We start from the raw sequence: 26,367 nt of genomic DNA on the forward strand, positions 1-26,367 counted from the left end.
GGCGATGATGACGGTGATGGCGGCCGGGCGGGCGCTGCGGCGGAATCTGCCGGGCGGGGTGTCGGCGGGCCGGGTGGGTGCGGTGCTGAACCGCAACGTGGGGGCGCTGCGGTCGGGGCCGGCCTATTGGCTGGTGCTGCTGTCGGGGTTCTTCGAGCCGCTGCTGTATCTGCTGTCGATCGGTGTGGGCGTGGGGGCGCTGGTGGGGACGGTGCCGGTCGGGGGGCGTCCGGTCGACTACGCGGTGTTCGTGGCGCCGGCGATGCTGGCGGTGTCGGCGATGTCGGGGGCGCTGGCCGAGACGACGTTCAACGTGTTCTTCAAGTTCAAGTACGCCAAGACGTATGACGCGGTGCTGGCCACGCCGGTGCGTCCGGTGGAGATCGCGCTGGGTGAGCTGATGTGGGCGCTGGTGCGCTGCCTGTTCTACACGGTGCTGTTCCTGGTCGTGATGGTGGTGCTGGGGCTGACGTCGGTCGGCGGGGCGCTGGCGGCGTTTCCGGCGACGGCGCTGGTGGGGGTGGCGTTCGGGGCGACGGGGATGGCGATCTCGACGTTCCTGCGCGGCTGGCAGGATTTCGACCTGCTGACGACGGGCCAGTTCACGCTGTTCCTGTTTTCGGGGACCTTCTCCCCCGTGCAGGACTATCCGGTGGTGTTCGAGGTGATCGTGACGCTGACGCCGCTCTATCACGCGGTGGAGCTGGTGCGGGGGCTGGCGGTCGGGCCGGTGGGGTGGACGCTGCTGGTGCACGCCGCCTATCTGGTGGTGATGGCGGTGGCCGGGTTGTGGGTGGCCGCGCGGCGGATCGGGAAGCTGTTGCTGGTCTAGAGTGGGTGGCCGTATGCGATCATCTGATTCCGGCCCTGCGGGGCGATTGGCGGCGTTCGGGAACCAGCTCGTCGAGGTGCACCTGGCGTTGCGCGACGAGCTCGACCGGCTGGCCGCGGGTGAGAGTCCGGGCCGTGACCTTCGAGCCCACTGTCTGGCGTTCTGCACGGCGCTGGAGCGCCACCACGTCGGTGAGGACACGCGCGGGTTTCCCGCGCTGGAAGCCGACTTCCCGGAGCTGGGGCCGACGCTGGAGCTGTTGCGCCGCGACCACGAGATGATCGGGGCGATCCTGTCCCGGCTGGCGGAGCTGGCCGGGCAGCCGGACGACGGGCGGCTGGCGGGTGAGGTGGCGGGGCTGGCGGCGATCGTGTCCTCGCACTTCGCCTACGAGGAGCGGACGATCGTGGCGGCGCTGAACCGGCTCGACCTGCCCGAGTGGCGGGCCGATCCCCCGGACTTCCTGCGTCTTCACGGCTGACGGGCCGGCTCGCGGGGCTGCTGTTCGGGGGTGGCGCGGCGGCGGCGCAGGACGTACCGGACGATTTCCACGACGGCCGTCACGGTCAGTGCGATGCCCAGGCCCAGCAGGAGGCCTTTGAAGGGGTTGTCCTCGAAGGCGGCGCCGCCGATGTAGCCGATCATGGCGGAGTAGACGGCCCAGGAGATGACGGCCAGGCCGTCGAAGAACGCGAAGCGGTGCAGGGAGTAGCGGACGACGCCGGTGGTCAGGGTGACGGCGGTGCGGCCGCCGGGGATGTAGCGGGCCACGACGAGCAGCAGGCCGCCGCGTTCCTCGAAGGCGGCGTGCGCCCAGCGGATGGCGGCGCGCTTCTGGAAGCGGGTGCCTCCGGCGCGGCCGATCTGGTAGGAGATGTTGTCCCCGATGAAGGCCCCCGTGGCGGCCGCGGCGATCACCAGGCCCAGGGCGGGGGCGTCGGCGGAGGCGGCGAAGACGCCGGCGGTGATGACGGCGGTTTCGCTGGGCACCACCGGGAAGAAGGCGTCGATCACCGAGATGGCCAGGATGGCGGCGTAGATCCACGGTGATGTCATCACGTCGTGCAGGAGGGTCATGATGGCATCGGTCATGGCAGCCGACCCTAGGGGATCTTGGGAGGGGGCCGCCCCCGGCGATGGTCGCCCGGGAGGGCTGACTTTCGGCAGGGGTGGGGTGCGACCTGGGGATGAGGGCGGGGGGTGGCGGCGCGGGGTAGCGTGCTGGGGTGCCCCGCCTGAGAGACCTGCCGTTGTGGCTGGTGTTGTGTGTTCCGGTGGTGTTCGCGCCGGTCAATCCGTATGACTGGCGGCCGCAGTCGGGGAACCTGCTGGTGGTGTCGGTGGCGGCCGGGTGCCTGGTGCTGGCGGGTGCGGTGGCGGTCGCGCGGGCGTGGCCGCTGGCGGCGCTGGTGGTGGTGCTGCTGCTGGGGCCGTGGGCGTCCAGTGAGGCGCTGGCGACGGTGCAGTTGTGGCCGATGAACCATTCGGCGAAGATCGGGCCGCTCAACGGGTTCACGCCGGCGGTGGTGACGCTGAGTTTCCTGGCCGGGATGCGGATGGAGCGGGCGCGGCCGGCGGTGTGGCTGTACGGGGTGGTCGTGGTGGTCGGCGGGGCGTGCGCGGCGGTCTCGACGCTGGGGCCGGCGCCGTCGCTGGAGCCGAATGTGTGGGTGTCGGGGCTGTCGGGGGTGCTGATCTGCAGTCTGCTGCCGTGGACGGCCGGGCGTAGCGTGCGGCACCGGCGGCAGGGGCGGCTGCGGGAGCGGCTGATGGTCGAGGAGCAGGCGCGGCTGCGGGAGCGGGCGCGGATCGCCCAGGACGTCCACGACTCCCTCGGGCACGAGCTGGCGTTGATCGCGTTGCGGGCGGGGGCGATGGAGATGGCCGCCGATCTGCCGGTCCGGCATCGGGAGGCGGCCGCGGGGTTGCGGGAGGCGGCCGGGGACGCGACCGAGCGGCTGCGGCGGGTGATCGGGATGCTGCGGGCGCAGGACGAACCGGCGACGCTGCTCCCCCACGCGCGGGCCGGCGGGATCGCCGACCTGGTCGCGCGGGCGCGGGCGTCGGGGATGACGGTGACTTTGGAGGGCGACGGGGCGGGCGGCGATCCGCTGGGGGCGGCCTACCGGGTCGTCCAGGAGGGGCTGACGAACGCGGCCAAGCACGCGCCGGGCGCGCCGGTCGTGGTGACGCTGAGCAGGCGGGAGGGGCGGATGACGGTGACGGTGCGCAACGACGCCGGGCCGGGCGCGGAGGCGCCCCGGCCGGGGACGGGCCTGGTCGGGCTGTCGGAGCGGGTGCGGCTGGCGGGCGGGACGTTCGCGGCGCGGGTGGAGGACGGCATGTTCGAGATCAGCGCCGGCATCCCCGACGAGGCCCCGGCATGACCCACGGCATGACCCACGGCATGACCCACGGCATGACCCACGGCATGATCCCCGGATTGATCAAGGTGGTGCTGGCCGACGACGAGATGCTGATCCGGGCCGGGGTGCGGGCGATCCTGGACGCCGACCCGGGCATCGACGTGGTCGCCGAGGCCGGTGACGGGCGCGAGGCGGTGGAGCGGACGCTGTCGCACCGGCCTGATGTGGTCGTGATGGACATCCGGATGCCGGTCCTGGACGGCCTGGCCGCCGCCGCCGAGATCCGCCGCGCCAGCCCGGCGACGGGGGTGGTGATGCTGACGACGTTCGGTGAGGACGAGTACATCGCGCGGGCGCTGAAGGTGGGCGCGGGCGGGTTCCTGCTGAAGTCGGGTGACCCGCGTGAGCTGCTGGCCGGGATTCACGCCGTGGCGGGCGGGGCGGCGTATCTGTCGCCGAAGGTGGCCGCGCGGGTGATCGCCGAGCTGAACAACCGCGACTCGGGGCGGGCGGCGGCGGCGCGGGGGCGGGTGGCGGCGCTGACGCCGCGCGAGCGTGAGGTGCTGGAGCTGGTGGGGGCCGGGCTGTCGAACCAGGCGATCGCCCGGTCGCTGCGGCTGACGGAGGGGACGGTGAAGACGTATGTGAGCGCTATTTTGACCCGGCTGGGGGTGGCCAACCGGGTCCAGGCGGCGATCGTGGCCTACGAGGCGGGGGCGGTCACCTTCGAGGGGTGAGCGGTCAGGTCGACAGGCTGAAGGGGGTCACGGCGGCGACGGCGGCGACCGGGAGCGGGCCGTAGATGTGCGGGAACTCCTCGGCCGTCCCTTCGGGGCTCTCCATCACGACGGGGACGCTCAGCTGGGTGTCGTCGATGTGCAGCAGGAGCAGCGGCTCGGTGACGTCGGCGTAGAAGCGGGTCGCGACGGCGCGGGCTTGGGGCAGGTCGCGGGAGGCGTGGATGAAGCCCTCCTGCTCCAGGGTGCGTCCCAGGGTGGAGATGCGGTACTCCCCGTCCTTCTGGGCGTGCGCCCAGTCCGAGGCCAGCGCGAGATGAAAGATCACTCTTCGAGCCTATGTCAGTGGGAGCCGGACAGGTTGAGCAGGACCACCCCGCCGATGATGAGCGCGATGCCGCCGGCTTTGACGAGTGTCATCGTCTCCCCCAGGAACAGCGCGCCGATGGAGGCGATCACGGCGGTGCCGACCCCGGCCCACACGGCGTAGGCGACTCCGACGGGCATCTGCAGCTTCAGGGCCCGTGACAGCAGCGCGAAGGAGGCCACGTAGCCGACCACGACGACGACCGACCAGAGTCGGTGGGAGAAGCCGTTGCTCAGTTTCAGCGCGGTGGTGGCGAGCACCTCGGACACGATGGCTCCCGCCAGGAAAATCCACGCCACAGCTGTTCCTTTCGAGTTATTTGCACCTTTTGTGACACGCTATCGGTGCGCGCGTTCGACTGGCGAGAAGGGTCGAATGCGTGTTCTACTGGTCGTCATGCGTTGGGACGCACCCACCCTGCACGAGCCGGGGCCCGCGCGCCCCCGGGTCGAGCGGCAGGCGATCACCCGCGAGTTCGGCGACATCACCTGCTACGAGGTGAGCGCCCGCACCGCCGTCGAGGCCGTCCCGGCCGCGGCCGAGCTCCCCTACGCGTGGGCCGTCAGCCCCTACCGAGGCTGCCGGACCGGCTGCCGCTACTGCGCCGCCCGCAAGGGCCACCGTTACCTGGGCCTGGACACCGGCGACGACTTCGACACCAAGATCGTGGTGAAGACCGATCTGGCCGACCGGCTGCGCCGCGAGCTGGCCGCCCCCAAATGGCGGGGCGAGCCGGTCGCGCTCGGCCTCAACGGCGACTGCTACCAGGGCGCCGAAGAGGTCTACCGGCTCATGCCGAAGATCATCAAGGCGCTGGCCGACGCCGGCAACCCGTTCACCGTGCTGACCAAGAGCCCGCTCATCCTGCGCGACCTGCCCCTGTTACGCGAGGCGGCCAAGGTCACCCGCGTGTCGGTCGCGGTGTCGGTCGGCTTCGTCGACGACCGCCTGCGGCGCGGCCTGGAACCCGGCGCGGTCTCCCCGCAGCGCCGCCTGGAGATCTGCGCGGCCCTCAACGAGGCGGGCATCCCGTGCGGGGTGCTGATGGCGCCCATCCTGCCGCTGATCACCGACTCTCCCGACAGCCTGCAGGCGACCGTCCGCCGCGCCGCCGAAGCCGGCGCGGTCAGCCTGGTCCCGGGCGTGCTGCGGCTGCCGCCGGGCGCCCGCGACCCGTTCCTGGCGTGGCTGGCGCGCGACCATCCGGGGCTGGTGCCGCGCTATGAGGACCTCTACGGCGCCGGCCCGCTGACCCCGCCCGACTACCGCTCCCGCATCGCCGCCCAGGTCGAGTCGCTGGCCGCCGCCTACGGCATCGGCAAGACGTCCCGGCAGTGGAAACGCCGCCGCTCCCCCGACCGGCAGCTCACCCTGGTTTAGTGACGGGCGGGCACCAGCGACCCCGCGCGGGCCCGCGGGCCGGCTTGAGCCGGGCACCCGGATGGTCGAGGCCGTGGCGCCCGCCACGCGGTAAATCGATGGTCGGCGGCCCCCGCGCCCCGCTACCGTCGCCCCCATGTCCGCGCCCTTCTCCGCCGCCGATCTGGCCGCCTTCACCCGCGACGGCTTCGTGAAACTGCCCGCGATCGTCCCCCGGCAGGTCGCCGACGCCGCCCGCGACATCCTGTGGCGGCAGATCGGCCTGTCCCCCGACGACCCGTCGGGCTGGACCCAGACGGTCGTGTGGACCGCCGACCCGGCCGGCTTCGGCCCGTTCGGCCAGATGATCGGCTCCCCCCGCCTGGCCGCGGGCCTGGACCAGATCGCCGGCGAGGGCCGCTGGGGCAGACGGACCACCCTGGGCAACATCCCCGTCCGCTTCCCCCGGCTCCCCGACGCGGGCGACACCGGCTGGCACATCGACCTCAACGCCGCCCCCGACTGGTCGAAGATCGCCGTCCGGTCGCGCAGCCTGCTGCTGCTCACCCTGTTCTCCGAGGTCGGCCCCGACGACGCCCCCACCCGCATCCGCGCCGGCTCCCAGCGCGACACCGCCGCCCTGCTCGGCGACGACGAGGTCGACCTGATGGCCTACGGCCCCCGCCTCGACGAGGTCAGCCGCCACCGCCCGGTGACTTATGCGACGGGCGAGCCGGGCGACGTCTACATCTGCCACCCGCTCCTGGTCCACGCCGCCCAGACCCACCAGGGCACCCGCCCCCGCTTCATGTCCCAGCTCCCGATCACCCTCGACCCCCACCTCGACCCGGCCGAGGACACCCCGCTGGGCGCCGCCCTGCGCTGACCTCCTCTGCTCCGTTACGGCTCCGCCCACCCTGGCACCGCCCGCCGCCCGGCACGAGCCCCGCATCCGGCGCCCACCGGCCGCGCCCCGTCGCGCCGCGACGACGCCGGGTGGGGCCACAGGGGCCGGAACCGGCCGTCTTCACCGCCCTTCTGCCGCCTCACGCGGCGAAACTCCACGCCGGTGGATGCGGGTGAAGGCCTGGCCGATGGGTGTCAGCCCGACCCGGAAGAGGGCTCCCGCCGGTGCGCCGCCTCGCGCAGCACGGCCGCCACCCGGTGCCTGCCGCCGTGTTCGGCCCAGCCGAGCGCGGTCGCCTGAAACCGGGTGTCGGTGGTCGCCGGATCGGCCCCCAGCTCGATCAGCGCCCTCACCGTGTCGACGTCGTCGTTCCACGCCGCGTCGTGCAGCGGAGTCGAGCCCTGCCGATGGTCGACGTCGAACCCCAGCCCGGCCAGCAGCCGCACCGCCTCCGTCTTGCCCAGCCCGGCGGCCCGGTTGATCAGCCCCGGGAAGGCGGCCAGCGCCCGCGCCAGGACCTCCGGCCCGAACGCGGCCACGGCGGCGGCGTCGGCGCGCATGCAGGCGGCGACGAACGCGTCCAGCTCCGGAAGGTCGGCCGAGGCGCCGGCGGCGGCGAGCACCTCCGCGACCTCGGTGTGCCCGTTGAGCAGCGCCAGCTCATAGGGGGTGCGCCCGCCGTAGGCGGGATGCTCGCCCCGCCCGTCGACCTCGGCGCCGTGCGCGAGCAGCAGCCGGGCCCGTCGCGGCCCGCCCCGCAGCGCGGCCGTGGCCAGCTCCTCCCGCATCAGCTGCCGCGGCGACTGGATCGTCGGGCCCAGCCGCCGATGCCACGGCCCGCCCGTCCCGGTGCCCAGGCCGAACTCCAGCAGCACCTCCAGATGGGAGACGTCGTCGGAGAAGGAGCCGCCGAGCCCCCGGTTGTAGAGGGTCTGGCTGTCGTTGGGGTCGGCCCCGGCCTCCAGCAGCAGCCGGGCCAGCGCCGGGCCGTGCGGATGCGCCGGCTGGTCGCCCTCGCCGCCGCCGAACACCCCGGTCAGCGCGGTGAACGGCGAGGTCAGCCCCTCCCACAGGAAGCCGGCGTTCGGGTCGGCGCCGCAGCGGAGCAGCAGCCGCGCCGCCGCCACGGGGTCACCCGGGGCCGTGAGGCGGGCGTAGGCCAGATAGAGCAGCGGCTCCCAGCCGAACGGCCCGCCCTGCGCCCGCGCGAGCCCCGGGTCGGCGGCCAGCGCATCGGCCAGCGCATCGGTCAGGGCGCCGGCGGAGCCGGTCGCCGCCATGGTGAACACGTTCGCGGTGGCCAGGTCCGGATGGCGGGCCAGCAGGCGGTCGGCCTCCCCGGTCCGGCCCGGATAGTCCGCGCCGTAGGTGAGACAGGCCAGCCGCAGGAACTCGGCCGGCAGGTCGTCGGCGGGTTCGACCAGGTGCGGCGACCGGGAGTGGCGGGCGACGGTGTCGAGGTGGGCCTTCAGGCGGGGCCAGCTCGCGAAGCCGTACATGCGGGCGATGACCAGCTGCGCGTCCGACAGGGTGAGGGTCTGCGGCGGCCGGGGATGGAACTCGGCGACCAGCGCCGCCGAATCCCGCCGCAGCAGCGTCTTGGCCTGCTTGCGCAGCCACTCGATGCTGGGGTTGTCGGGCAGACGACGTACAGGCATCACAACCTCGTTTCCGTCTGGCCTGGCATCCGCATGATCAGGCCGGAAAAGAGGTCGGGCCGTGCCGGTGGTGGAGCATCAGGTGGGCTCGGCCCTTCCCGCGGATCGGTCGCGCCCTGAGCGCGCCCCCAGGGTACGCCAGCGGACGATATGGCTGGAAGCTGATCTACGCAAAGAGCCCGCTTTCGCCTGGCGGAGCCCACCCTCGCCCCGCTCACTGCGGCATGCGTGGCTGAGCGAGCGGACCCGGCAGATCCACGCAGCCTCCCGCGGCACCTACGGGTCGCGGCGCGTTTACGCCGAGCTCAAGCTGGGCGGCGGCCTGATCGTCGCCTACCACACAGTCGAGATGCTGATGCAGCGTGAGGGCATCCGTGGCCTGCCCGGCAACCCGCGAGGGCGCCGGCCGGTCCAGCAGGTCCCCACCGCGGCCGACATGGTCGACCGGGACTTCCACCGGGACGCACCCAACATGTTGTGGGTCACCGACATCACCGAACACCCCACTCGCGAAGGCAAGGTCTATTGCTGCGTCGTCCTGGACGTCTACTCCCGCCGGGTCGTGGTGGTCCATCGACTCCACCCAGACCTCGGCACTGGTCACTGGGCTTGATCCGGTTTGACGGACATCTGAGATCAGGGGTTCGTCCCCGGAAGGATGTCCATCATGGAGAGCATGGGGAAGAAGAAGCGTCCTCGCCGCTCGTTCACGCCGGAGTTCAAGGCCGAGATCGTCGAGCTGTGCCAGCGCGGTGACCGTTCGATCGGTCAGGTGGCCAAGGACTTCGGCCTGACCGAGACCGCGGTGCGGAGCTGGGTCCGCCAGGCCGAGGTCGACGCCGGGGCATGTGACGGGCTGACCAGCGACGAGCGTGAGGAGCTGGCCGCGTTGCGGTGGGAGAACCGCCGGCTGCGCGAGGACGTCGACATCCTCAAGCGAGCCACCGCTTTCTTCGCGAAGGAGACCCGGTGAACGTGGACCCGTTCATCGAGGCGGAGAAGCGCGGCGGTCACACCGTCAAACGGGCGTGTGAGCTGCTGGAGGTCTCCCGAGCCGCCTTCTACGCACGCCGCAACGCTCATCGCGGCCCTCGCGCCGTCCGTGATGAGGAACTGGGAGAGCGCATCGGCGGTCTCCACCGCGATTCGCGTGGCACCTACGGCGCCCCGCGTATCCACGCGGCTTTGCGGCGGGAGGGTGAGCGATGCGGCCGGCGCCGGGTCGCCCGCCTGATGCGCGTGCTGGGATTACAGGGCAGGCACCGGCGCCGCCGGCCGATCACCACGATCCCCGCCCCGGACACCGGTGGCAGGCCCGATCTGATCGGCCGGGACTTCCAGCCCGGTCCTGGCGGGATCGACACCCGCTGGTGCGGCGACATCACCTACATCGCCACTGATGAGGGCTGGTTGTATCTGGCCACGGTCATCGACATCGCCTCCCGGCGGGTGGTCGGCTGGGCCACCGCCGACCATCTGCGCACCGAACTCGTCGCTGACGCCCTGCGGCAGGCGTGGCACACCCGCCGTCCCGCGACGCCGGTGATCTTTCACTCCGATCGCGGCTGCCAATACACCAGTGCCGCCTACGCTCAGCTGGCACAGCGGCTCGGTGTCCGGCTGTCGGTCGGCCGCAGGGGTCAGTGCTGGGACAACGCGCTGGCCGAGTCGTTCTTCGCCACGATCAAGAGCGAACTGCTGGAGGAACATCGCTGGCCCACCAGGGCCGCCGCGCGCAGCGCGATCTTCGAGTTCATCGAGAGCTGGTACAACCTGCACCGCCTGCACAGCAGTCTTGGCTACCGAAGTCCCGCCGAGTTCGAGGCCGCAGCCACGGCCTGACCACCACACCAGCGGTGTCCGTCAAAGCGGAACAAGCTCACACCAACACGCTCGGGATGGCCATCCACAACCGTAGCCCGCAGCCGCGCGGGCTGATCCACTCCGATCACGGGACGCAGTTCACCTCATGGGCGTTCACCCGCCGCGCCCGCGAATCCGGGCTCGTCCCCTCCATGGGGTCCATCGGCGACTGCTTCGACAACGCCGTCATCGAGTCCTTCTGGGGCCGCATGCAGGTCGAGCTCCTCAACCGGCAACGATGGAGAACCCGCATCGAACTCGCCAACGCGATCTTCGACTACCTCGAAATCTTCCACAATCGGCAACGCCGCCACAGCGCCCTTGGCATGCACACACCGGTCGAATACCAGATGCTCTACCCAACCCGCCAACCGGCCTAGAGTCTGGCAATCCGGCTCCACCCAACACAGGGAACATCGGAGTCTCCACCGATCCCGGACCGCTTCACTCCCTGGACGGGCCTCGCTTAGCTCGGGCCGCGCTCGCTTCGCTCGACTCACTTTCAGGCTCGGACACGCCGCTCCCAGTGAATCGTCGGCTGGAGGACTGATCAGGCCGTCTCGTCGGTCACCTGCCACGGGGTTGCCCGTGGCAGGTGACGGCATCTCCGCTGGGTGAACTTCGCCCGGCCGCGCTCACGTCGATCCCACCCAGAGGCTGTGGGGCGCCGGAGGCGTTGATCGGCTACGAGGTCGCTGGAGCAGCTCGGCTTCTCCGTGGAGGCCGAACGCCTTACCGGCTCCTTAGGCGCGCCTGGGTGATCAGCGCTTCGGCCGGGGCGGACCAGGTGCGCCTACAGCCCGTGCTTGCTCCACAGGAACAGTGTTGCGCCGTTACTTCTCACGGACTGCCACTCGCTCGGCGTCAGACCGGCTTTGACGTCCGTCAAGATCCGTGTGATGTTGGCTTTGGTGAGGTATGCGGCCGCCATCGCGTGAACCTTGTTGGCGCATGTGGACTGCGTGCTTCCGTTCTTTTTCATCGTGAGAACGGTCTGGCTCATGCTTTTGTAATACGGCTCGAACTTGCTGAGAAGGATCGCGTTGACCTTTGTCAGCGGAGCCCCGGCGGCCGCGCCCGCCAGCTTCACCAGGACCAGCCTTTGAGCTGTGGTGAGATCGGTCAAGGTGATGAGAGTGGCGGAGGAATCCTTGAGCGACTTGTTGGCGTAGATGTCCGCCGCCAGTCTGTCCAGCATTCTGGACAGCTGCTGATCGGTGAAGAATGTCGTCAGCAGCGATGTGGTGTTGTCTATGGCCGTCTGCTTGGACGTGACGGTCTGCGACCCCTGTAACGAGGCCGCTTGGGCTGACATCGATGCGTGAACAGCCGGGGACGAGGAAGCCGCGTTCACCGGTGAGGTGTTCGCGACGAAGGCCGTCACCGTGAGGGCGGCGACCAGAAGAGAGGTTCGTGGCACCGGCGTCACGGTACTCATGTCTTCGGTGCCCGTCCACGCGACGTCGCAGGGCTGGGGCGAGCAGGCCGTCGAACGGCTTCGAGAATCAGCCGCGACGCGGACCCCTTTCCCTTGTCAGCGGGGGTGTCGCCGATGCCAGCCGTCTCGACGTGCTCGACCCGGACGGCGGGCCACGCCCGCGAGACCCGCAGCTTCCAGGCCGCGAACGCCTTGGCCTGGGCGTAGCCGTCGCCCGACAGGGCCCGCGGTCGACAGGGCCCGCGGTCGACAGGGCCCGCGGTCGACAGGGCCCGCGGTCGACAGGGCCCTTGGTCTTGAACTCCTGCACCAGCTCGCGCAGCGTCTGCTCACCGCCCCGCACCGCAGGGAACACCACCCGGCGCACCGTCTCATCCGGGGCCGCGAGCGCGGCGTCGGCGACGGCGAACAGGATGTTTGGCGGCCGCGGAGATCCATCTACGTAATAATGATCCCCTTCGCGCGGCCCGCCTTTTCGAACGCGCCGCCGAGCAGACCACCTCGACGTGACAGACACCGGTCGACGGTTCGGACGGACCAACCACGTTCGTGGTTATGAAGGGCTCGCGACGCACATCAGGGCGGTGAGCTGAGGGCCCGCCGGAGCCGGTGATTCTGGGCCAGGAAAGGTCCGTCTCCCCCAGAGTGGGGTGATGCGCCCCGCCCTCCAATCCGGCGACATCATGAGGCGGTTGCCCACATCGGCTGCCCGATGATGCCCCGCGAGGCGTTCGTGCGTCCCTCTCGGCGGTCGGGACAGCCTCACCTCGCGGCTACGAAACCGCCAGGTCGAGTTCGCGCGGGTCGTGGGCGCTGAACACCCGTACCTCCGCCGGAAGCTCCCGCAGCCGCGCCAGGTTCTCCAGCCGCTCCCGGTGATCGGTCGCGATCATGCGCTGCGTCAGCGCCAGCGTCCGGGGGCAGTGCGGCGGCGAGGCGACCTCCCCGTGGAACCAGTACGCGTCCCCCGCGTGCAGCAGCCACCCCGACCCGGTGTCGACCGCCACCCCCGAATGGCCCCGCGAATGCCCCGCCAGCGGCACCAGCGCCAGGTCGGGCAGGCCGCACAGCGGCCGGATCGCCGACAGGCCGAACAGCGTCTCCCCGCCGCGGTCGTCGTAGGTCATCCAGTCGACCCCGTGCGCCCACTGCTTGGCGCGGTAACGCCCCTTGTCGGCGGAAGTAGCGGGCCGGGTCGCCGCCGCGTGCTCGCGGGCGTGCAGGTGGACGCGGGCCCAGGGGAAGTCGCGCAGGCCGCCCGCGTGGTCGGCGTCCAGGTGGGTCACCACGATGTCGCGCACGTCGCGCGGGTCGTAGCCCAGCGCGGTCACCTGGGCGTGGGCCGCCTCGGCGTCCGACAGGACCGGGCGGATCAGGGGGCGGTAGTAGCCGGGCAGCGCGCCGAAGGCCGCCTCTCCGATGCCGAAGCCCGTGTCGACCAGGCACAGGCCGCGGGGGGTTTCCAGGAGCAGGCAGTGGCAGACGATGGGGAAGCCGCCCGGCGGGCGCATCGTGCCGCAGTTGAGGTGGTGGACCTTCACCGCCCCATAGTGGCGGCCAAGGGTAACGTTGGGGTCATGTTTGCGCGTAAGCCCCTCGAAGAGCGGATCGCCGACCGTGTCGCCAAACGGCCTCCGCTGAAAGAGGGCCGGCACTTCGAGCACCGGCCCGCCTTCATCGTCTTCTGCGTCGTGGTGGGGGTCGTCGTCCTCAAGTTCGCGGGGGCGCTGCTGATCATGCAGCTCGGGGTGCGCTAGGCCTCCCCTCACGCCTCCCGTCACGCCTCCAGGGCGCTGCCCTTCTTCCACTTGGCGAACGACATCTGCCAGAAGCCCCAGCCGTTGTTCCACTCCAGCTCGCGGTCGGTGCCGACGATGTCGACGACGTCGCCGCGCTGGAAGTTGTCGTAGTACCACTTGGCCTGCGTCGGGCCGGCGTTGATGCAGCCGTGGCTGACGTTGGCGCGGCCCTGCGAGCCGACCGACCAGGGGGCCGAGTGGACGTACTCGCCCGAGTTGGAGATCCGCACGGCGTGGTTGACGATCTCCTTGTAGTAGCCGGGATCGCCCTCCTTCTTGCCGGGGGAGATCATGATCTCGGGGTTGTGCTTGGACATCGTCAGGTGGACGCCGCTGGTGGTGGTGTACTCGCGGGTGTCGCCCTTGCCGGCGCTGATCGGCATCCGCTGCTTCACCTTGCCGTCGACGCGGACGACCATCTGGTGGGTGCGGGTGTCGACCTTGCTGATCTGCGCGGCGCCGATCTTGATGGTCTGCCGGAACGACTTGGTGCCCCACATGTCGCCCGCGCCGCGCACGCCCGCCAGGTCGGCGGTGAAGACGACCTTCTGGTGGGCCTGCCAGTACTTGGCGGTGCGGTAGATGACCAGGCGGTCGGAGATCCAGCGCCAGGCGCCGGTGGCCTTCTTCTCGGCCTCCACGTGCAGCGCGGCCTCGACGGCGGCCTTGTTGGTGACGTCGTTGTTGAACGTCACCATGATCGGCATGCCGACGCCGACGGTCTCGCCCTTGATGCCGGGGGTGATGTCGATGACCTGCAGTTCCCGCTTGGGCTTCAGCGTGGTGAACTCGCTGGTGAGCGCGGCGGGGCCGCCCGCGCCGGTGGCCTTGGCCGACACCGTGTAGGTGGTGGAGGGCTTCAGCGGCTTGCTGGAGGTCCATTTGGTGCGGGTGGCGTCGAACTCGCCCTCGACCGGCTGGCCCTGCGACTGGACGGTCACCTCGTCGAGTGCGCCGCCCGCGGCGGTCACCACGACGTTCTTGTCGGGGCGGACCTTCTGGGCGCCTTCGGCGGGGGACACCTTGATGGCGGGCGCGGCCACGGCCGGCTTGTCGCCGCCTGTCACGTTCCCGCCGCCGCCGGGCGCCGGCGTCGTCCCCCCCGAGCATGCCGTGAGGACCGCCGTCATCACGACGGCGGCCGTGACGTAAGGCAGTCTCCGGCGTGTCTTGCTGTTCACAACTACTCCCCCACAGTGGCAAAGCGCATCTAAAACCCTATTAGGGCTTACCTGGCTTGTGAGCCACTTTCACCTGACTTGACTCACAATTCGGTAGCGATGCCACTTGAGACGTCTGACGATCTAGTAAGGTTCACCGTCGGATCAGCCGATGTCAGATCGTGTCAGATCAGCCGGTGCGTCAGCCCGGTGTGGCGGCGTCCGGCGCCCTTCACCCTGACCGCCTGGCCGAGAGCCCTGCGGGAGCCCACCACGACGACCAGGCGTTTGGCCCGGGTGATCGCCGTGTAGAGCAGGTTCCGCTGCAGCATCATCCATGCGGAAGTCGCCAACGGAATCACCACCGCCGGATATTCCGACCCTTGTGATCGGTGGATGGACACCGCGTAGGCGTGGGCGAGTTCGTCCAGTTCGTCGAAGGCGTAGTCGACGCTCTCGTCCTCGTCGGTGGAAACGGTCAGTTTGTGGTCGTCGGGCGTGATCGCGGTCACCACGCCGACCGTCCCGTTGAACACCCCGGCGGCGCCTTTGTCATAGTTGTTGCGCAACTGGGTGACTTTGTCGCCGACGCGGAAGACCCGGCCGCCGTACCGGCGTTCGGGCATGCCCTCCCGGTAGGGCGTGAGCGCCTCCTGCAGCGCGCCGTTCAGCGCGCCCGCCCCGGCCGCCCCCCTGTGCATGGGGGCCAGGACCTGCACGTCGCGGCGCGGGTTGAGGCCGAACTTGGCCGGGATGCGCCGGGCGACCACGTCCACGGTCAGCGCGGCGATCTCGTCGGGGTCATCGGCCGGGAAGAGGAAGAAGTCGGGGAACTCCCGCACCAGCGGCAGCTGACCGGCGTTGACGCGGTGGGCGTTGACGACCACGCCCGACTGCTGGGCCTGGCGGAAGATCTGGGTCAGCCGCACCCGCGGCACGTCGGGGGCGGCCAGCAGGTCGCGCAGCACCTCCCCGGCGCCGACCGAGGGCAGCTGGTCGACGTCGCCCACGAACAACAGGTGCGCGCCCGGCGCGACCGCCTTGGCCAGCTTGTTGGCCAGCAGCAGGTCGAGCATCGAGGCCTCGTCGACGACCACCAGGTCGGCGTCGAGCGGGTTGTCGCGGTCGAAGGTCGGCTCGCCGCCGGGCCGCAGCTGCAGCAGGCGGTGGACGGTGGTCGCCTCGTGCCCGGTCAGCTCCGACAGCCGTTTGGCGGCCCGGCCCGTCGGGGCGGCCAGGATCACCTTGGCGCGCTTGGCGCGGGCCAGCGTGACCACCGACCGGACGGTGAAGCTCTTGCCGCAGCCGGGCCCGCCGGTCAGCACCGCGACCTTCTCGGTCAGCGCCAGCCGGACCGCCTGGTCCTGCTCCTTGGCCAGGTCGGCGCCGGTCTGCGTCTTCAGCCACGCCAGCGCCTGGGGCCAGTCGACGTCGGCGAAGGCGCGCAGCCGGTCGCGGGAGGAGTGCAGCAGCCCCAGCACCGTGCCGGCCAGCGAGCGTTCGGCGCGGTGGAAGGGCACCAGGTAGACCGCCGGGACGGTGCCCTCGGCGACCGGCACCTCCTCCCTGACCACCCCCTCCTCGGCGACCAGCTCGTCCAGGCAGGCCGAGACGAGCTCGGCCGGGACCGCGAGGATCTTGACGGCGTCGGCGACCAGGTTGGGGGCCGGGAGGTAGACGTGGCCGTCGTCGGCCGCCTGGGACAGGGTGTAGCGCAGGCCCGCCTTGACGCGCTCGGGGCTGTCGGCGGCGATCCCGACCGCCTGGGCGATGGTGTCGGCGGTCTTGAAGCCGATCCCCCACACGTCGTCGGCCAGCCGGTAGGGCTCGGCGCGCACGACGTCGATGGAGGTCTCGCCGTACTGCTTGAAGATGCGGACCGCGATGGACGTCGAGACGCCCACCCCCTGCAGGAAGATCATCACTTCCTTGATGACCTTCTGCTCCTCCCACGCGGTCGCGATCATCTTGGTCCGCTTGGGGCCCAGCCCCGGCACTTCGACGAGCTTGGCGGGCTCCTCCTCGATGATCCGCAGCGTGTCGACGCCGAAGTGCAGGGTGATGCGCTCGGCCATCTTCGGGCCGATGCCCTTGATCAGCCCCGAGCCCAGGTAGCGCTGGATGCCCTGGATCGTCGCCGGGAGCACGGTGGTGTACGACCAGACCTCGAACTGCCTGCCGTAGCGCGGATGGGAGGTCCAGCGGCCGGTCAGCCGCAGCGACTCGCCCGGCTGCGCGCCCAGCAGCGGCCCCACCACCGTCAGCAGGTCGGGGCCCGACCGTTCGGTGGCCACGCGCGCGATGGTGTAGCCGGTCTCCTCGTTGGCGTAGGTGATCCGTTCGAGGACGGCCTCGATGACGGAGCCCGATTCCACGCGCCAGACTGTAGACCATAGCCTGACCCCATGGTCTTGGAGAGTACGGCGCGGGCCCTCGCGCTACGGGTGGCCACCGAGCAGGCCACCGCCCGCATCCCCGCTCTGGCGGTCGCGCTGACCCGGGGCGGCGAGCTGATCTGGTCGGGCTATCGCGGCCGGGTCGGCGACGGCCCGCCCACCGCCTCCACCCAGTTCCGGGTGGGGTCGATCACCAAGAGCATGGTGGCCGTCATGGTCATGCGGCTGCGCGACGAAGGGCTGCTCGACCTGCTCGACCCGCTGGAGAAACACCTGCCCGGCACGCCCGCCGGCGAGGTGACGATCGCGCAGCTGCTGTCGCACACCGGCGGGCTGACCGCCGAGCCGCCCGGCGAGTGGTGGGAGCGCACGCCCGGCGTCCCGATGCCCGAGCTGATCGGCAGGCTCGACCCGATGACCGGCCGCCACCGGCCCGGCCGCCGCTTCCACTACTCCAACCTCGGCTTCGGGTTCCTCGGCGAAGTGGTGGCGCGCAAGCGCGGGCGGGGGTGGGCGCAGGTCGTCCGGGACGAGGTGCTGGCCCCCCTGGGCATGCGCGACACCACCGAGCGGCCCAGAACCCCGCACGCGACCGGATACGCCGTGCACCCGTGGGCCGACGTGCTGCTGCCCGAGCCCGAGCACGACGCGGTCGCGCTGGCCCCGGCCGGGCAGATGTGGTGCTCGGCGGCCGACCTGGCCCGGTGGGCGATCTTCGTCGGCGGCGACGGCGCCGGCGTGCTGCGCCCGGCCACGATGGCCGAGATGCGCGAACCGGCCACCGTCGAAGACGGCCCGTCGTGGACCTCCGGCTACGGCCTGGGCCTGCAGCTGCGCCGCCACAACGGGCGCCGCCTGGCCGGGCACACCGGGTCGATGCCCGGCTTCCTGGCCACCGTGTGGGCCGACCCCGCAGACGGCGTCGGCGTGCTGTTCCTGGCCAACACCACCAGCGGCGTCAAGGGCAACGCCCTGACCGGCGACCTGCTCGACATCCTCGACGAGCACGAGCCCGCGCTGCCGGCCGAATGGCGGCCCGCGCCGGTCGACGACGACCTGCTGGCCCTGACCGGTCCCTGGTACTGGGGGCCGGCCGCCTACGTCATGCGGGCCCTGCCGGGCCGGGGCCTGGCGCTGACCCCGGTCGGCGAGACCGGGCGCGCCTCCCGCTTCGCCGCGCTCGCCGACGGAACCTGGCTGGGCCTGGACGGCTACTACGCCGGTGAGACGCTGCGCGTGGTCCGCACCGGCGGGGGCGTTCACCTCGATCTCAACACGTTCGTGTTCACTCGCGAGCCCTACGGGCCGCCCGGGCCGGTGCCCGGCGGGGTCGACCCGGAAGGCTGGCGCTGACGTTACCCCCACAATGTGTTGATTGTCCAAGTTTGACCGATTCTGGGAGTTGTACTACCTTCTGGGGAACTCGAGGCGGTGTGACCTACGTAACCGCAGGTCAGCCGCCGAAAGGAAGACAACTAGAGATCGCCGAATCCGCGCGCCCCGCGCGGAACCGGGGAACCAGCGAGGACCCGGTGATCACCTGACTCTCCCGATCACCACGCAACACCCACCGGGTCCTCTGGGGTGAATCGGCCTGTCAGCCCCTCCCGACAGGCCGTAGGGCGGCTTCCACGCCCGAGTCCGTCAGCTAACCCGGTAGGCGCATGGAAGCAAGGAGTCAACCCCACCCATGCGAGCCCCCAAACCTGGAATTCGCGCTGTCCTGGCAACCGGCCTGATGACGGCGGCCCTGGTCACCGGCGGCACCGTCGCCGCCGTCGACCTGACCCCCGTCGCCAACGCCGAAGCCGCCGCCCCCGCGGGGGCGGCACCCGAGGGAGTCGCCCCGGCCTACAGCCCCCTGCTGGAGGTCGCCAAGCGTCTGCCGAGGGTCAGCGCCCAGCAGGTGCTCCACCTCGCCACCAGTCAGGTCGGCGTCAGCGAGAACATGTACGGCGGCGGAACCAAGTTCCACGACTGGTACATGAACTCCGACCGCGCGGCCGAGACCATCGCCCGTGACGGCGGCACCCGCTTCGGGTACCGCAACGCCGCCTGGTGCGACATGTTCGTCAGCTGGGTCGGCAACCAGCTCGGCATCAGCCCGGTGCTCGGCGAGGACGCCTACACCGTCCGCCACGCCGAGTGGTTCGCGGACAACAACCGCTGGGGCACCGTCCCCACCCCTGGCGCGGTCGTGTTCTTCGACTGGAACGGCGGCAAGGACATCCACGACATCCAGCACGTCGGCTTCGTCATCAAGGACAACGGCGACGGCACCATCGAGACCGTGGAAGGCAACACCGGCAACGGCGTGGTCGAGGTCCGCGAGCGGCAGACCGCCGACGTCGTCGGATACGGCTACCCCGTGTACACGGCCTAGAAGTTCTCCCCCAGCCAGGCCCGCCAGGCGCTTTCGGCCCTCGGCCTGGCGACCTCCCCCGGAAAGGCGTGGTGCTCCGCGACGACGGCGTCGCGGTAACCGTGGACGAGCGTGATCAGCGACGTCGCGGTCACCACGCACAGGAACCCCGACTCGGCGAACACGACCTGCGCGTCGTCGGGGTTCAGGCCCGGAATCGACACGCGGCCCTTCTCCGGTGGCTGCCCCAGAGAGAAGGCGTCGAGAAAGGCCGCCCACACCTTCGCGGCATCGGGGGTGGGGCGGCCGATCTCGAACAGCGCGTAGTCGGCGACCCGGCCGGGGAAATGGGTCAGATACGCGTGCAGCTTGCGCAGATAGAGGCCGTCGCCCACCGACAGCGCGTCGTACTGGTCCTCCCAGTCGCCGGTCAGCAGCCCCGAGTGGACGAACCGCAGGACCGTGCTGCCGCCCGCGCGGCCCTCCAGCAGATATTCGAACGCCATGAACGACCCGTCGGCCGCCTCGTCGGTGGTGAACGCCAGCCGCTCGCCCGGATCCCAGCCGGTGACGGTGGCGTGGGTGGTGAACCCGGCGACCGTCTGACGGCCGGCGCCCCCGACCCCGGGCTCGAAGTCGTTGGCGCCCATGAACCACGAGTCGACCCCCGGCCCGGTCGCGATCGCCTCCCACACCTCCTCGGTGGTGGCGGGCAGGACGATTTCCTCACGGACCTCGAACTCGTACGACATGCCGGTCAGCCTAGCGAGACCTGCTCGAGAAGTGACTCGGCGAGACGGCGGACGCAGGCGCGCAGTTCGGGCGGAGAGACGACGGTGAAGGGGTGACCCAGGCCCGCCAGCATCGTGGCGGCCCCGTCGAGGGATTCGGCGCGCATGGTCATCAGGGTCCCGTCCAGAGTCGCGGTGAGCGCGGCGACCGACGGCGGGATCCGGCGCGCGGCTTCGGCGAGCGGAACGTGCAGGACGACCTCCACCGTGTGCGCGTAGGGGACGCGGGCCAGTGAGGAGATGACATGCCGGACCGGATCGGCGTCCTCGGGGATGTCGTAGGTCTCCTCGCCCGCCGTGACCGAGGCGATCCGGTCGACGCGGAAGGTGCGCAGCTGGCCGGAACGATGGTCGTGCCCGGTGACGTACCAGCGTCCGGAATGGAAGACCAGGCCGTGACCGTCCAGGTCGCGTTCGGTGTCCTCGCCCTTCCATGAGCGGTAGCGGAGGGTGAGGCGGCGGCGGTCGCGGATCGCGGCGGCGAGCGTGAGCACCGCCCGGCTCGCCGGAGTCACGCCGGGCCGCGCGGCGAGAGTGAAGTCGAGGGTCTCCTCCAGCGCCCCGACCTCATCGCGCAGCCGCACCGGCAGGACCCGGAGGATCTTGGCCAGGGCCGCGTCGGCTGCCCCCGCCGCCAGGCCCAGGCGCCGCGCGGCGCGCAGTCCCAGGACGGAGGCCGCGGCTTCGTCGTCGGTGAGCATCAAGGGCGGCAGCTTGTAGCCGGGCAGCAGCCGGTAACCGCCGTTCCTGCCGCGCTCGGCGACCACCGGGATCCCGAGATCGGCCAGCCGGGCCGCGTACCGCCGGACGGTCCGCTCGTCGACGCCGAGCCGGTCGGCGAGGTCCCGGCCGCCGAGCCGGTGATGGGTCTGGAGGATCTCCAGCATCGCCAGTACGCGGGTGGTCGGGTGTGACACAGGTCTCTCTCTCAATCCGGGCGGATCCTGTCCGGTATCGAGCTTAGTGTCGGCCCGTCACTTGAACGGAAGGACGCTGACGATGGCGAACTATGTACTGGTCCCCGGCTTCTGGCTCGGCGCCTGGGTGTGGGAGGACGTGGCGCGGGAACTGCGACAGGCCGGGCACGAGGTGCGGCCGGTGACGCTGGCGGGGCTGGCCGAGCGCGCCGGCGAGCTGTCGGCCCAGGTCGGTGTCGAGACCCATGTGGCCGACATCCTCGCGGCGATGCGGGGCCTGGAGGAGGTGGTCCTGGTCGGCCACAGCGGCGCCGGCCTCCCGGTCACCGCGGTGGCCGACCGCCATCCCGAACGGCTCAGCCGGGTCGTCTACGTCGACACCGCGCCCCTGCCGTCGGGCCTGGCCGTGATCGACTTCAACGACCCGGACACCCAGAAGGCCTGGCGCGCCCAGGCCGGCGACGGGTCCGCCCTCGACGTGCCGCGGTTCGAGCAGGGCGACGGGCAGTTCGCGGGCCTGACCGAGGAGCACGTGGCGCTGATCCGGGCCAAGGCCACCCCGCAACCCTGGGGCACGGTGACCCAGTCCGTCCGGCGGCCGGAACCGGTCCCGGCGACCCCCAAGACCATGATCGCCTCCACGATGCCCCTCGCGGCCGTCCGCCGCATGATCGACTCGGGCGACCCGCTGTTCGCGCCCCTCGCGGGCCCCGAATGGACCTTCGAGGAACTCCCCACCGGCCACTGGCCGATGCTCTCCCGCCCGGCCGAACTGGCCGCCCTGCTCTGACCTGACCACCGGCCTAGCGGGACAGGTTCCGGTAGGCCCGCACCGACAGCGGCGCGAAGACCGCCGTGATGAGCAGCGGCCAGGCCAGCGCCAGTTCGAGAGCGTGCGCGGCCGCCCAGGAGTCGTTGGGCCAGCCGGGGTTGCCGAACAGCTCCCGGGCCGCCGCCGCCGTCGACGACAGCGGGTTCCAGTCGGCGATCGCGCCCAGCCAGCCCGGCATCGTGGCCGGCGAGGTGAGGGCGTTGGACAGGAAGCCGATCGGCCACACCAGGATCTGCAGGGCCATCACCGCCTCCGGGTTGCGGATCTTCAGGCCGAGCCAGATGCCCATCCACAGCAGCGCGAAGCGCAGCCACAGCAGCAGCCCCACGGCCGCCAGCGCGTTCCCCGGGCCGTTGTCGGCGCTCCAGCCGATGGCCAGCCCGCAGACGATCAGCACGGCCAGCGACAGGACCGTGGTGAGCATGTCGGCCGCAGCCCGGCCCGACACCACGGCCGAGGAGGCCATCGGCAACGACCGGAACCGGTCGGTGACGCCCTTGGTGACGTCGTTGCCGATGGCGGTGAAGGTGCCCTCCAGCCCGAAGACCATCGTCATCGCGAACATGCCGGGCATCAGGAACTCCCGGTAGTCCCCGCCGGGGACCTCGATGCCGCCGCCCAGCAGGTAGGCGAACAGCAGCAGCACCATGACGGGGAACAGCAGGCCGGCGATCAGCTGGCCGGGATTGGCGCTCCAGTGGGTGAACTCCCGCCGGGTCACGGTCCAGCCGTCGGCGAGGGCCCAGGTCAGTCGGTTCACGCGGCGCTCCTGGTGAGGTGCAGGAAGACCTCGTCGAGGGTGGGTCTGCGGATCGCGACGTCGTCGGCGGCGATCCCGTGCGCCCGCAGGTCGTGGACGACCGCCGTCAGCGTCGCCATGCGGTCGGGGGCCGGCGCGCTGACGCGCCGGGTGTCGGGGTCGGTCTCGGCGTCGGGGCCGAGCAGGGCCGCGGCGGCCGGGAGGTCCGCCGGGTCGTGCACGACGATCTCCACCCGGTCGCCGCCGACGGTCTTCTTCAGCTCCTCCGGGGTGCCCTCGGCGACCTGGCGGCCCCGGTCGACGACGCTGATCCGGTGGGCGAGCTGGTCGGCCTCCTCCAGGTACTGGGTGGTCAGCAGGACCGTGGTCCCGTCGGCGACCAGGGCGCGGACGGCCGCCCACACCTCGGCCCGGCCGCGCGGGTCCAGGCCCGTGGTGGGCTCGTCGAGGAACAGCACCGGCGGCGACAGGATCAGCCCGGCCGCCAGGTCCAGGCGGCGGCGCATGCCGCCGGAGTAGGCCTTGACCGGCTTGCGGCCGGTGTCGGCCAGGCCGAACCGGTCGAGCAGCTCCCCGGCCCGGCGGGCGGCGGCCTTGGGGCGAAGGTGGGACAGGCGGCCGAACATCTCCAGGTTGGCCCGCCCCGACAGGACCTCGTCGAGGGCGGCGTGCTGGCCGACCAGGCCGATGTGGCGGCGGACCTCGGCGCCGTCGCGGGCCACGTCGAACCCGGCCACCGACGCGGTGCCCTCGTCGGGGCGCAGCAGCGTGGTCAGCACCCGGACCGCCGTGGTCTTGCCCGCCCCGTTGGGCCCGAGCAGGCCGTGGACCGTCCCGTGCGGGACGGTCAGGTCGAACCCGTCGAGGGCGGCCCGCGCGCCGTAGCGCTTGACGAGCCCGTGCGCCTCTATCGTGTACGTCATGCCGTACAGCGTACCGTACAGCATACGGTTAAGCGTCCCGAGTACGCTGAGCGGCATCATGACGACCGAATACATCGGACGAGGCGACCCCGCGCGCACGCTGGCGCTGCTGTGGCGCGACCCGTCCCGCGCCCGCGAGCGCGCCCCCCGCAAGGGCCGCCCCGAACTGACCGCCGACCGGGTCATCGCCGCCGCGATCGAGGTCGCCGACGCCGAGGGCCTGGGCGCCCTGTCCATGCGCAAGGTCGCCGACCACCTGGGCGTGGGCACGATGTCGCTCTACACCCACGTCCCCGGCAAGGCCGAACTGATCGACGTCATGCTCGACACCGTCTTCAAGGAGACCTTCACCGACGCGCAGGTCCCCCACGGCTGGCGGGCCCGGGTCGAGCGCATCGCCCGCGACAACCTGGCCCTCTACCGCCGCCACCCGTGGATCCTGCAGGTCGCCGCCGGCCGCCCCCCGCTCGGCCCCGGCACCCTGGGCAAGTACGAGCACGAACTGTCGGCCCTCGACGGCATCGGCCTGACCGACCTGGAGATGGACAACGTCCTGGCCCTGGTCGGCGCCTACGTGCACGGCGCCGCCCGCGGCGTGGTCGAGTCGGCCCGCGCCGCCCAGGAGACCGGCATGACCGACGAGGAATGGTGGCGCGCCCACGAGCCGTTCCTCGCCGCCGCCGGCGACTTCTCCGCCTACCCGCTCGCCGGCCGGGTCGGCACCGCCAGCGGCGAGGCCTACAACGCCGCGAGCAACCCGGAGGTCGCCTTCGAGTTCGGGCTGGCCCGCCTGCTCGACGGCATCGCCGTCCTCATCGAGGGGCGATAGGGGCGGCGGTTACGCTGGCCCGCATGACCCCAGAACGGCTGGCGCGGTTCGAAGCCAACCGCCGCCGCCTGTTCGGGGTCGCCTACCGGCTGCTCGGCGAGGCGTCCGCGGCCGAAGACGTCGTCCAGGACGCCTACCTGCGCTGGGAGCGCTGCGACACCGCGGTCTCCCCGGAGGCCTGGCTGACCACGGTGGTCACCCACCTGTGCCTCGACCGGCTCACCTCCGCGCGGGCGCGGCGCGAGCGCTACGTCGGCACCTGGCTGCCCGAGCCCATCCTCACCGGCGGCCCGCACGACCCGCTGGAGGCGGTGACGCAGCGGGAACTGCTGTCGATGGGGATGCTGGTGCTGCTGGAGCGGCTCACCCCGCCCGAACGCGCGGTCTTCGTGCTGCGGGAGGCCTTCGGCCACAGCCACCGCGAGATCGCCGAGATCCTTGGGGTCACCGAGCCGCACGCACGGCAGCTCTACCGCCGCGCCCAGCGGCACGTCGCCGAGGAGCGCACGCGCTTCACCCCCTCGCCCGAGCAGGGTGAGGTGCTGCTGCGCCGCTTCATGGCCGCCACCCTGGCCGGCGACGTGGCCGCGCTGGAGCGGATGCTGGCCGACGACGTCGTCGCCTGGGCCGACGGCGGCGGCAAGGCGCCGGCCACGCGCGGCCCGGTGACCGGACGCGAGCAGGTCGTGCGCCACCTGCTCGCCCTCACCCGGTACGCCTCCCGCATCGGCTTCGAACCGGAGACGGTCAACGGCCAGCCGGCCCTGGCGTTCTACCTCGACGACCGGCTGGCCGGCGTCACCGTCGTCGAGTTCGACCACGACCGCGTCGTCACCATCCGCGCCGTCGCCAACCCCGACAAGCTCGCCTACGTCGCGAAGCAGAAAATCTGACCGCACTGTCACGAACCGGACCCGCATCCCGTTCATCGCGCATGACGACAACCTCACCCCGCATCGCCGTCCTCGGGGCCGGATACACCGGCCTCACGATCGCCCACCTGCTCGCCCGGCGCACCGCCGCGCAGGTCACGCTCGTCAACGACCGCGACCGCTTCGTGGAACGCATGCGCAACCACCAGGTCGCCGCCGGCCACACGGTACGCCACCTCCCGCTGCGCGACCTGCTCAGGGGAAGCGGCGTCCGGCTGGTCGTCGACCGGGTCACCCGCCTCGACACCACCGACAGACGGATCGACCTGGCCGGCGGCGGCGAACCGCTCACCTACGACCTGCTCGTGTACGCCCTGGGCAGCCACGCCGACCTGGACGCCGTCCCCGGCGCCGCCGAACACGCCTGCGCGGTGGCCGGCGTCGAGCAGGCCGAACGCCTGCGCGACCGGATGGGCGCCGCGGGCACGGTCGCCGTGGTCGGCGCCGGGCCGACCGGCCTGGAGACCGCCGCCGAACTGGCCGAGACCCACCCCGGCCACACCGTCCGCCTGATCACCGGCGGGGCGCTGGGCCGGGAACTGTCCGAACGCGGCCGCGACCACCTGCGCCGCGCCCTGGACCGCCTCGGCGTCCAGGTGTGGGAGAACGCCACCGTCGCCAAGGTCGACGCGAACGGCGTGCTGCTGGAGGGCGGCCGCCACCTGGCCGCCGACGCGGTGGCCTGGACCGCCGGCTTCCGGGTCTCCGGCCTGGCCGCCCAGGCGGGACTCGCCGTCGACGAGCACGGCCGCATGCTCGTCGACGCGACCCTGCGCTCCCGCTCGCACCCCGAGGTCTACGGCATCGGCGACGCCGCGGCCGCCCTCACCCGCGACGGCCACGTGCTGCGCATGGGCTGCGGACCCGGCGGCCTGGCGGGCGCGTGCGCCTTCCACGCGATCACCGCCCGCCTGGCCGGACGCGACCCCGAACCCCTGCGCGTCGAAGCCGACGCCCTGTGCATCGGGCTGGGCGCGCGGGACGGGATCTTCCAGCCCACCGGCCTGGACGGCACTCCCCGCGGGAGGACGCTTACCGGCCGCCCGGTGGCGTTGATCAAGAAGGCCGTCCTGCGCACCACGGGCCGCTACAACCTGCGCCACCCCGGCGTGAGCCTGCTGGCCGCCCGGCAGCGCTGA

The 26,367-nt window shown here is 71.7% G+C and carries 27 protein-coding genes, 3 pseudogenes and 1 riboswitch; of the genes and pseudogenes, 18 read left to right on the forward strand and 12 right to left on the reverse strand.

Annotated elements, in window-relative coordinates; translation table 11 throughout:
* The first annotated feature begins 4 nt into the window (after nucleotides 1-4).
* A complete protein-coding gene (locus FDA94_RS00085) occupies nucleotides 5-832 on the forward strand; it encodes an ABC transporter permease (protein WP_137244951.1) in 828 nt (275 codons plus the stop codon).
* Between the two features lie 13 nt (nucleotides 833-845).
* On the forward strand, nucleotides 846-1,313 hold the full coding sequence (locus tag FDA94_RS00090) for a hemerythrin domain-containing protein (RefSeq protein WP_137244952.1): 468 nt from the start codon (nucleotides 846-848) through the stop codon (nucleotides 1,311-1,313).
* Here FDA94_RS00090 and FDA94_RS00095 read toward each other — a convergent pair.
* On the reverse strand, nucleotides 1,304-1,924 hold the full coding sequence (locus FDA94_RS00095; RefSeq protein ID WP_137244953.1) for a DedA family protein: 621 nt from the start codon (nucleotides 1,922-1,924) through the stop codon (nucleotides 1,304-1,306). The two genes, FDA94_RS00090 and FDA94_RS00095, sit on opposite strands and share 10 nt — an antisense overlap.
* 134 nt (nucleotides 1,925-2,058) lie before the next feature.
* Here FDA94_RS00095 and FDA94_RS00100 point away from each other — a divergent pair, with 134 nt between their 5' ends.
* Nucleotides 2,059-3,219 carry a sensor histidine kinase gene (locus tag FDA94_RS00100; RefSeq protein WP_137244954.1) on the forward strand — a complete coding sequence of 387 codons (1,161 nt, stop codon included), beginning with the start codon at nucleotides 2,059-2,061 and terminating at the stop codon, nucleotides 3,217-3,219.
* A gap of 56 nt (nucleotides 3,220-3,275) precedes the next feature.
* Nucleotides 3,276-3,935, forward strand: coding sequence for a response regulator (locus tag FDA94_RS00105; protein ID WP_137245414.1), 660 nt, complete (start codon nucleotides 3,276-3,278; stop codon nucleotides 3,933-3,935).
* Between the two features lie 4 nt (nucleotides 3,936-3,939).
* Here the strand turns inward: FDA94_RS00105 and FDA94_RS00110 are convergent, their stop codons facing one another.
* The gene (locus tag FDA94_RS00110) at nucleotides 3,940-4,263 is read right to left on the reverse strand and encodes a DUF952 domain-containing protein (RefSeq protein ID WP_137244955.1); all 324 of its coding nucleotides are present in this window, start codon (nucleotides 4,261-4,263) and stop codon (nucleotides 3,940-3,942) included.
* Nucleotides 4,264-4,277: 14 nt separating this feature from the next.
* On the reverse strand, nucleotides 4,278-4,601 hold the full coding sequence (locus tag FDA94_RS00115) for a DMT family transporter (RefSeq protein WP_062436534.1): 324 nt from the start codon (nucleotides 4,599-4,601) through the stop codon (nucleotides 4,278-4,280).
* A 97-nt stretch (nucleotides 4,602-4,698) separates the two neighbouring features.
* Here FDA94_RS00115 and FDA94_RS00120 point away from each other — a divergent pair, with 97 nt between their 5' ends.
* Together FDA94_RS00120 and FDA94_RS00125 are read left to right on the forward strand one after the other, a co-directional pair.
* Nucleotides 4,699-5,682 (forward strand): radical SAM protein, encoded by a 984-nt coding sequence (locus FDA94_RS00120; RefSeq protein ID WP_137244956.1) that lies wholly within the window; start codon nucleotides 4,699-4,701, stop codon nucleotides 5,680-5,682.
* Nucleotides 5,683-5,818: 136 nt separating this feature from the next.
* The gene (locus FDA94_RS00125; RefSeq protein WP_137244957.1) at nucleotides 5,819-6,547 is read left to right on the forward strand and encodes a phytanoyl-CoA dioxygenase family protein; all 729 of its coding nucleotides are present in this window, start codon (nucleotides 5,819-5,821) and stop codon (nucleotides 6,545-6,547) included.
* Between the two features lie 215 nt (nucleotides 6,548-6,762).
* Here FDA94_RS00125 and FDA94_RS00130 read toward each other — a convergent pair whose 3' ends face one another.
* On the reverse strand, nucleotides 6,763-8,226 hold the full coding sequence (locus FDA94_RS00130; protein ID WP_137244958.1) for an ankyrin repeat domain-containing protein: 1,464 nt from the start codon (nucleotides 8,224-8,226) through the stop codon (nucleotides 6,763-6,765).
* Between the two features lie 82 nt (nucleotides 8,227-8,308).
* Here FDA94_RS00130 and FDA94_RS41415 point away from each other — a divergent pair.
* The 5 genes and pseudogenes from FDA94_RS41415 to FDA94_RS00150 form a co-directional block, all read left to right on the forward strand.
* A pseudogene (locus FDA94_RS41415) lies at nucleotides 8,309-8,548 on the forward strand (hypothetical protein); the annotation flags it as partial.
* Between the two features lie 21 nt (nucleotides 8,549-8,569).
* Nucleotides 8,570-8,828 (forward strand): annotated as a pseudogene (locus FDA94_RS41420) (DDE-type integrase/transposase/recombinase); the annotation flags it as partial.
* Between the two features lie 65 nt (nucleotides 8,829-8,893).
* Complete coding sequence (locus FDA94_RS00140; RefSeq protein ID WP_137244960.1) at nucleotides 8,894-9,199, forward strand: transposase; 306 nt, start codon at nucleotides 8,894-8,896, stop codon at nucleotides 9,197-9,199.
* A complete protein-coding gene (locus FDA94_RS00145; RefSeq protein WP_170990705.1) occupies nucleotides 9,196-10,068 on the forward strand; it encodes an IS3 family transposase in 873 nt (290 codons plus the stop codon). Before FDA94_RS00140 ends, FDA94_RS00145 begins: the two co-directional genes overlap by 4 nt.
* Nucleotides 10,069-10,112: 44 nt before the next feature.
* Nucleotides 10,113-10,469 (forward strand): annotated as a pseudogene (locus FDA94_RS00150) (transposase); the annotation flags it as partial.
* Between the two features lie 413 nt (nucleotides 10,470-10,882).
* Here the strand turns inward: FDA94_RS00150 and FDA94_RS00155 are convergent.
* Together FDA94_RS00155 and FDA94_RS00160 are read right to left on the reverse strand one after the other, a co-directional pair.
* The gene (locus tag FDA94_RS00155) at nucleotides 10,883-11,527 is read right to left on the reverse strand and encodes a hypothetical protein (RefSeq protein WP_137244963.1); all 645 of its coding nucleotides are present in this window, start codon (nucleotides 11,525-11,527) and stop codon (nucleotides 10,883-10,885) included.
* A 773-nt stretch (nucleotides 11,528-12,300) separates the two neighbouring features.
* Complete coding sequence (locus FDA94_RS00160; protein ID WP_170990707.1) at nucleotides 12,301-13,068, reverse strand: MBL fold metallo-hydrolase; 768 nt, start codon at nucleotides 13,066-13,068, stop codon at nucleotides 12,301-12,303.
* A gap of 36 nt (nucleotides 13,069-13,104) precedes the next feature.
* On the opposite strand from FDA94_RS00160, the gene FDA94_RS00165 reads away from it, so the two are divergent.
* Complete coding sequence (locus FDA94_RS00165; RefSeq protein WP_137244964.1) at nucleotides 13,105-13,284, forward strand: hypothetical protein; 180 nt, start codon at nucleotides 13,105-13,107, stop codon at nucleotides 13,282-13,284.
* A gap of 20 nt (nucleotides 13,285-13,304) precedes the next feature.
* Here FDA94_RS00165 and FDA94_RS00170 read toward each other — a convergent pair whose 3' ends face one another.
* Entirely contained in the window at nucleotides 13,305-14,507 is a 1,203-nt protein-coding gene (locus tag FDA94_RS00170; RefSeq protein WP_246059411.1) for a L,D-transpeptidase, read from the reverse strand.
* A 164-nt stretch (nucleotides 14,508-14,671) separates the two neighbouring features.
* The gene (recD2, locus tag FDA94_RS00175; protein ID WP_137244965.1) at nucleotides 14,672-16,861 is read right to left on the reverse strand and encodes an SF1B family DNA helicase RecD2; all 2,190 of its coding nucleotides are present in this window, start codon (nucleotides 16,859-16,861) and stop codon (nucleotides 14,672-14,674) included.
* Between the two features lie 30 nt (nucleotides 16,862-16,891).
* Between recD2 and FDA94_RS00180 the strand changes: the two genes are divergently transcribed.
* Together FDA94_RS00180 and FDA94_RS00185 are read left to right on the forward strand one after the other, a co-directional pair.
* Nucleotides 16,892-18,235 carry a serine hydrolase domain-containing protein gene (locus tag FDA94_RS00180; protein ID WP_137244966.1) on the forward strand — a complete coding sequence of 448 codons (1,344 nt, stop codon included), beginning with the start codon at nucleotides 16,892-16,894 and terminating at the stop codon, nucleotides 18,233-18,235.
* A 120-nt stretch (nucleotides 18,236-18,355) separates the two neighbouring features.
* A riboswitch (cyclic di-AMP (ydaO/yuaA leader) is annotated at nucleotides 18,356-18,560 on the forward strand.
* Between the two features lie 60 nt (nucleotides 18,561-18,620).
* Nucleotides 18,621-19,265 carry a CHAP domain-containing protein gene (locus FDA94_RS00185; RefSeq protein ID WP_137244967.1) on the forward strand — a complete coding sequence of 215 codons (645 nt, stop codon included), beginning with the start codon at nucleotides 18,621-18,623 and terminating at the stop codon, nucleotides 19,263-19,265.
* Here the strand turns inward: FDA94_RS00185 and FDA94_RS00190 are convergent.
* Together FDA94_RS00190 and FDA94_RS00195 are read right to left on the reverse strand one after the other, a co-directional pair.
* Nucleotides 19,262-19,996, reverse strand: a complete 735-nt coding sequence (locus tag FDA94_RS00190) for an SRPBCC family protein (RefSeq protein WP_137244968.1) — start codon at nucleotides 19,994-19,996, stop codon at nucleotides 19,262-19,264. The genes FDA94_RS00185 and FDA94_RS00190 overlap by 4 nt on opposite strands.
* Before the next feature lie 5 nt (nucleotides 19,997-20,001).
* Entirely contained in the window at nucleotides 20,002-20,952 is a 951-nt protein-coding gene (locus tag FDA94_RS00195) for a helix-turn-helix transcriptional regulator (protein ID WP_137244969.1), read from the reverse strand.
* A gap of 82 nt (nucleotides 20,953-21,034) precedes the next feature.
* Here FDA94_RS00195 and FDA94_RS00200 point away from each other — a divergent pair, with 82 nt between their 5' ends.
* On the forward strand, nucleotides 21,035-21,742 hold the full coding sequence (locus FDA94_RS00200) for an alpha/beta fold hydrolase (protein ID WP_137244970.1): 708 nt from the start codon (nucleotides 21,035-21,037) through the stop codon (nucleotides 21,740-21,742).
* 13 nt (nucleotides 21,743-21,755) lie between these two features.
* Here the strand turns inward: FDA94_RS00200 and FDA94_RS00205 are convergent, their stop codons facing one another.
* On the reverse strand, nucleotides 21,756-22,544 hold the full coding sequence (locus FDA94_RS00205; protein WP_137244971.1) for an ABC transporter permease: 789 nt from the start codon (nucleotides 22,542-22,544) through the stop codon (nucleotides 21,756-21,758).
* On the reverse strand, nucleotides 22,541-23,467 hold the full coding sequence (locus FDA94_RS00210; protein WP_137244972.1) for an ATP-binding cassette domain-containing protein: 927 nt from the start codon (nucleotides 23,465-23,467) through the stop codon (nucleotides 22,541-22,543). Before FDA94_RS00210 ends, FDA94_RS00205 begins: the two co-directional genes overlap by 4 nt.
* 58 nt (nucleotides 23,468-23,525) lie before the next feature.
* On the opposite strand from FDA94_RS00210, the gene FDA94_RS00215 reads away from it, so the two are divergent.
* The 3 genes from FDA94_RS00215 to FDA94_RS00225 are packed head-to-tail and all read left to right on the forward strand — an operon-like array spanning nucleotide 23,526 to nucleotide 26,367.
* Nucleotides 23,526-24,296 carry a TetR/AcrR family transcriptional regulator gene (locus FDA94_RS00215; RefSeq protein ID WP_137244973.1) on the forward strand — a complete coding sequence of 257 codons (771 nt, stop codon included), beginning with the start codon at nucleotides 23,526-23,528 and terminating at the stop codon, nucleotides 24,294-24,296.
* A 23-nt stretch (nucleotides 24,297-24,319) separates the two neighbouring features.
* Entirely contained in the window at nucleotides 24,320-25,189 is an 870-nt protein-coding gene (gene sigJ / locus FDA94_RS00220) for an RNA polymerase sigma factor SigJ (protein WP_137244974.1), read from the forward strand.
* A gap of 41 nt (nucleotides 25,190-25,230) precedes the next feature.
* Nucleotides 25,231-26,367: an NAD(P)/FAD-dependent oxidoreductase gene (locus FDA94_RS00225; RefSeq protein WP_137244975.1), complete on the forward strand. Its 1,137-nt coding sequence runs from the start codon at nucleotides 25,231-25,233 to the stop codon at nucleotides 26,365-26,367.

Origin of the sequence: Herbidospora galbida (assembly GCF_005233835.1) — a bacterium.
GTDB lineage: Bacteria > Actinomycetota > Actinomycetes > Streptosporangiales > Streptosporangiaceae > Herbidospora > Herbidospora galbida.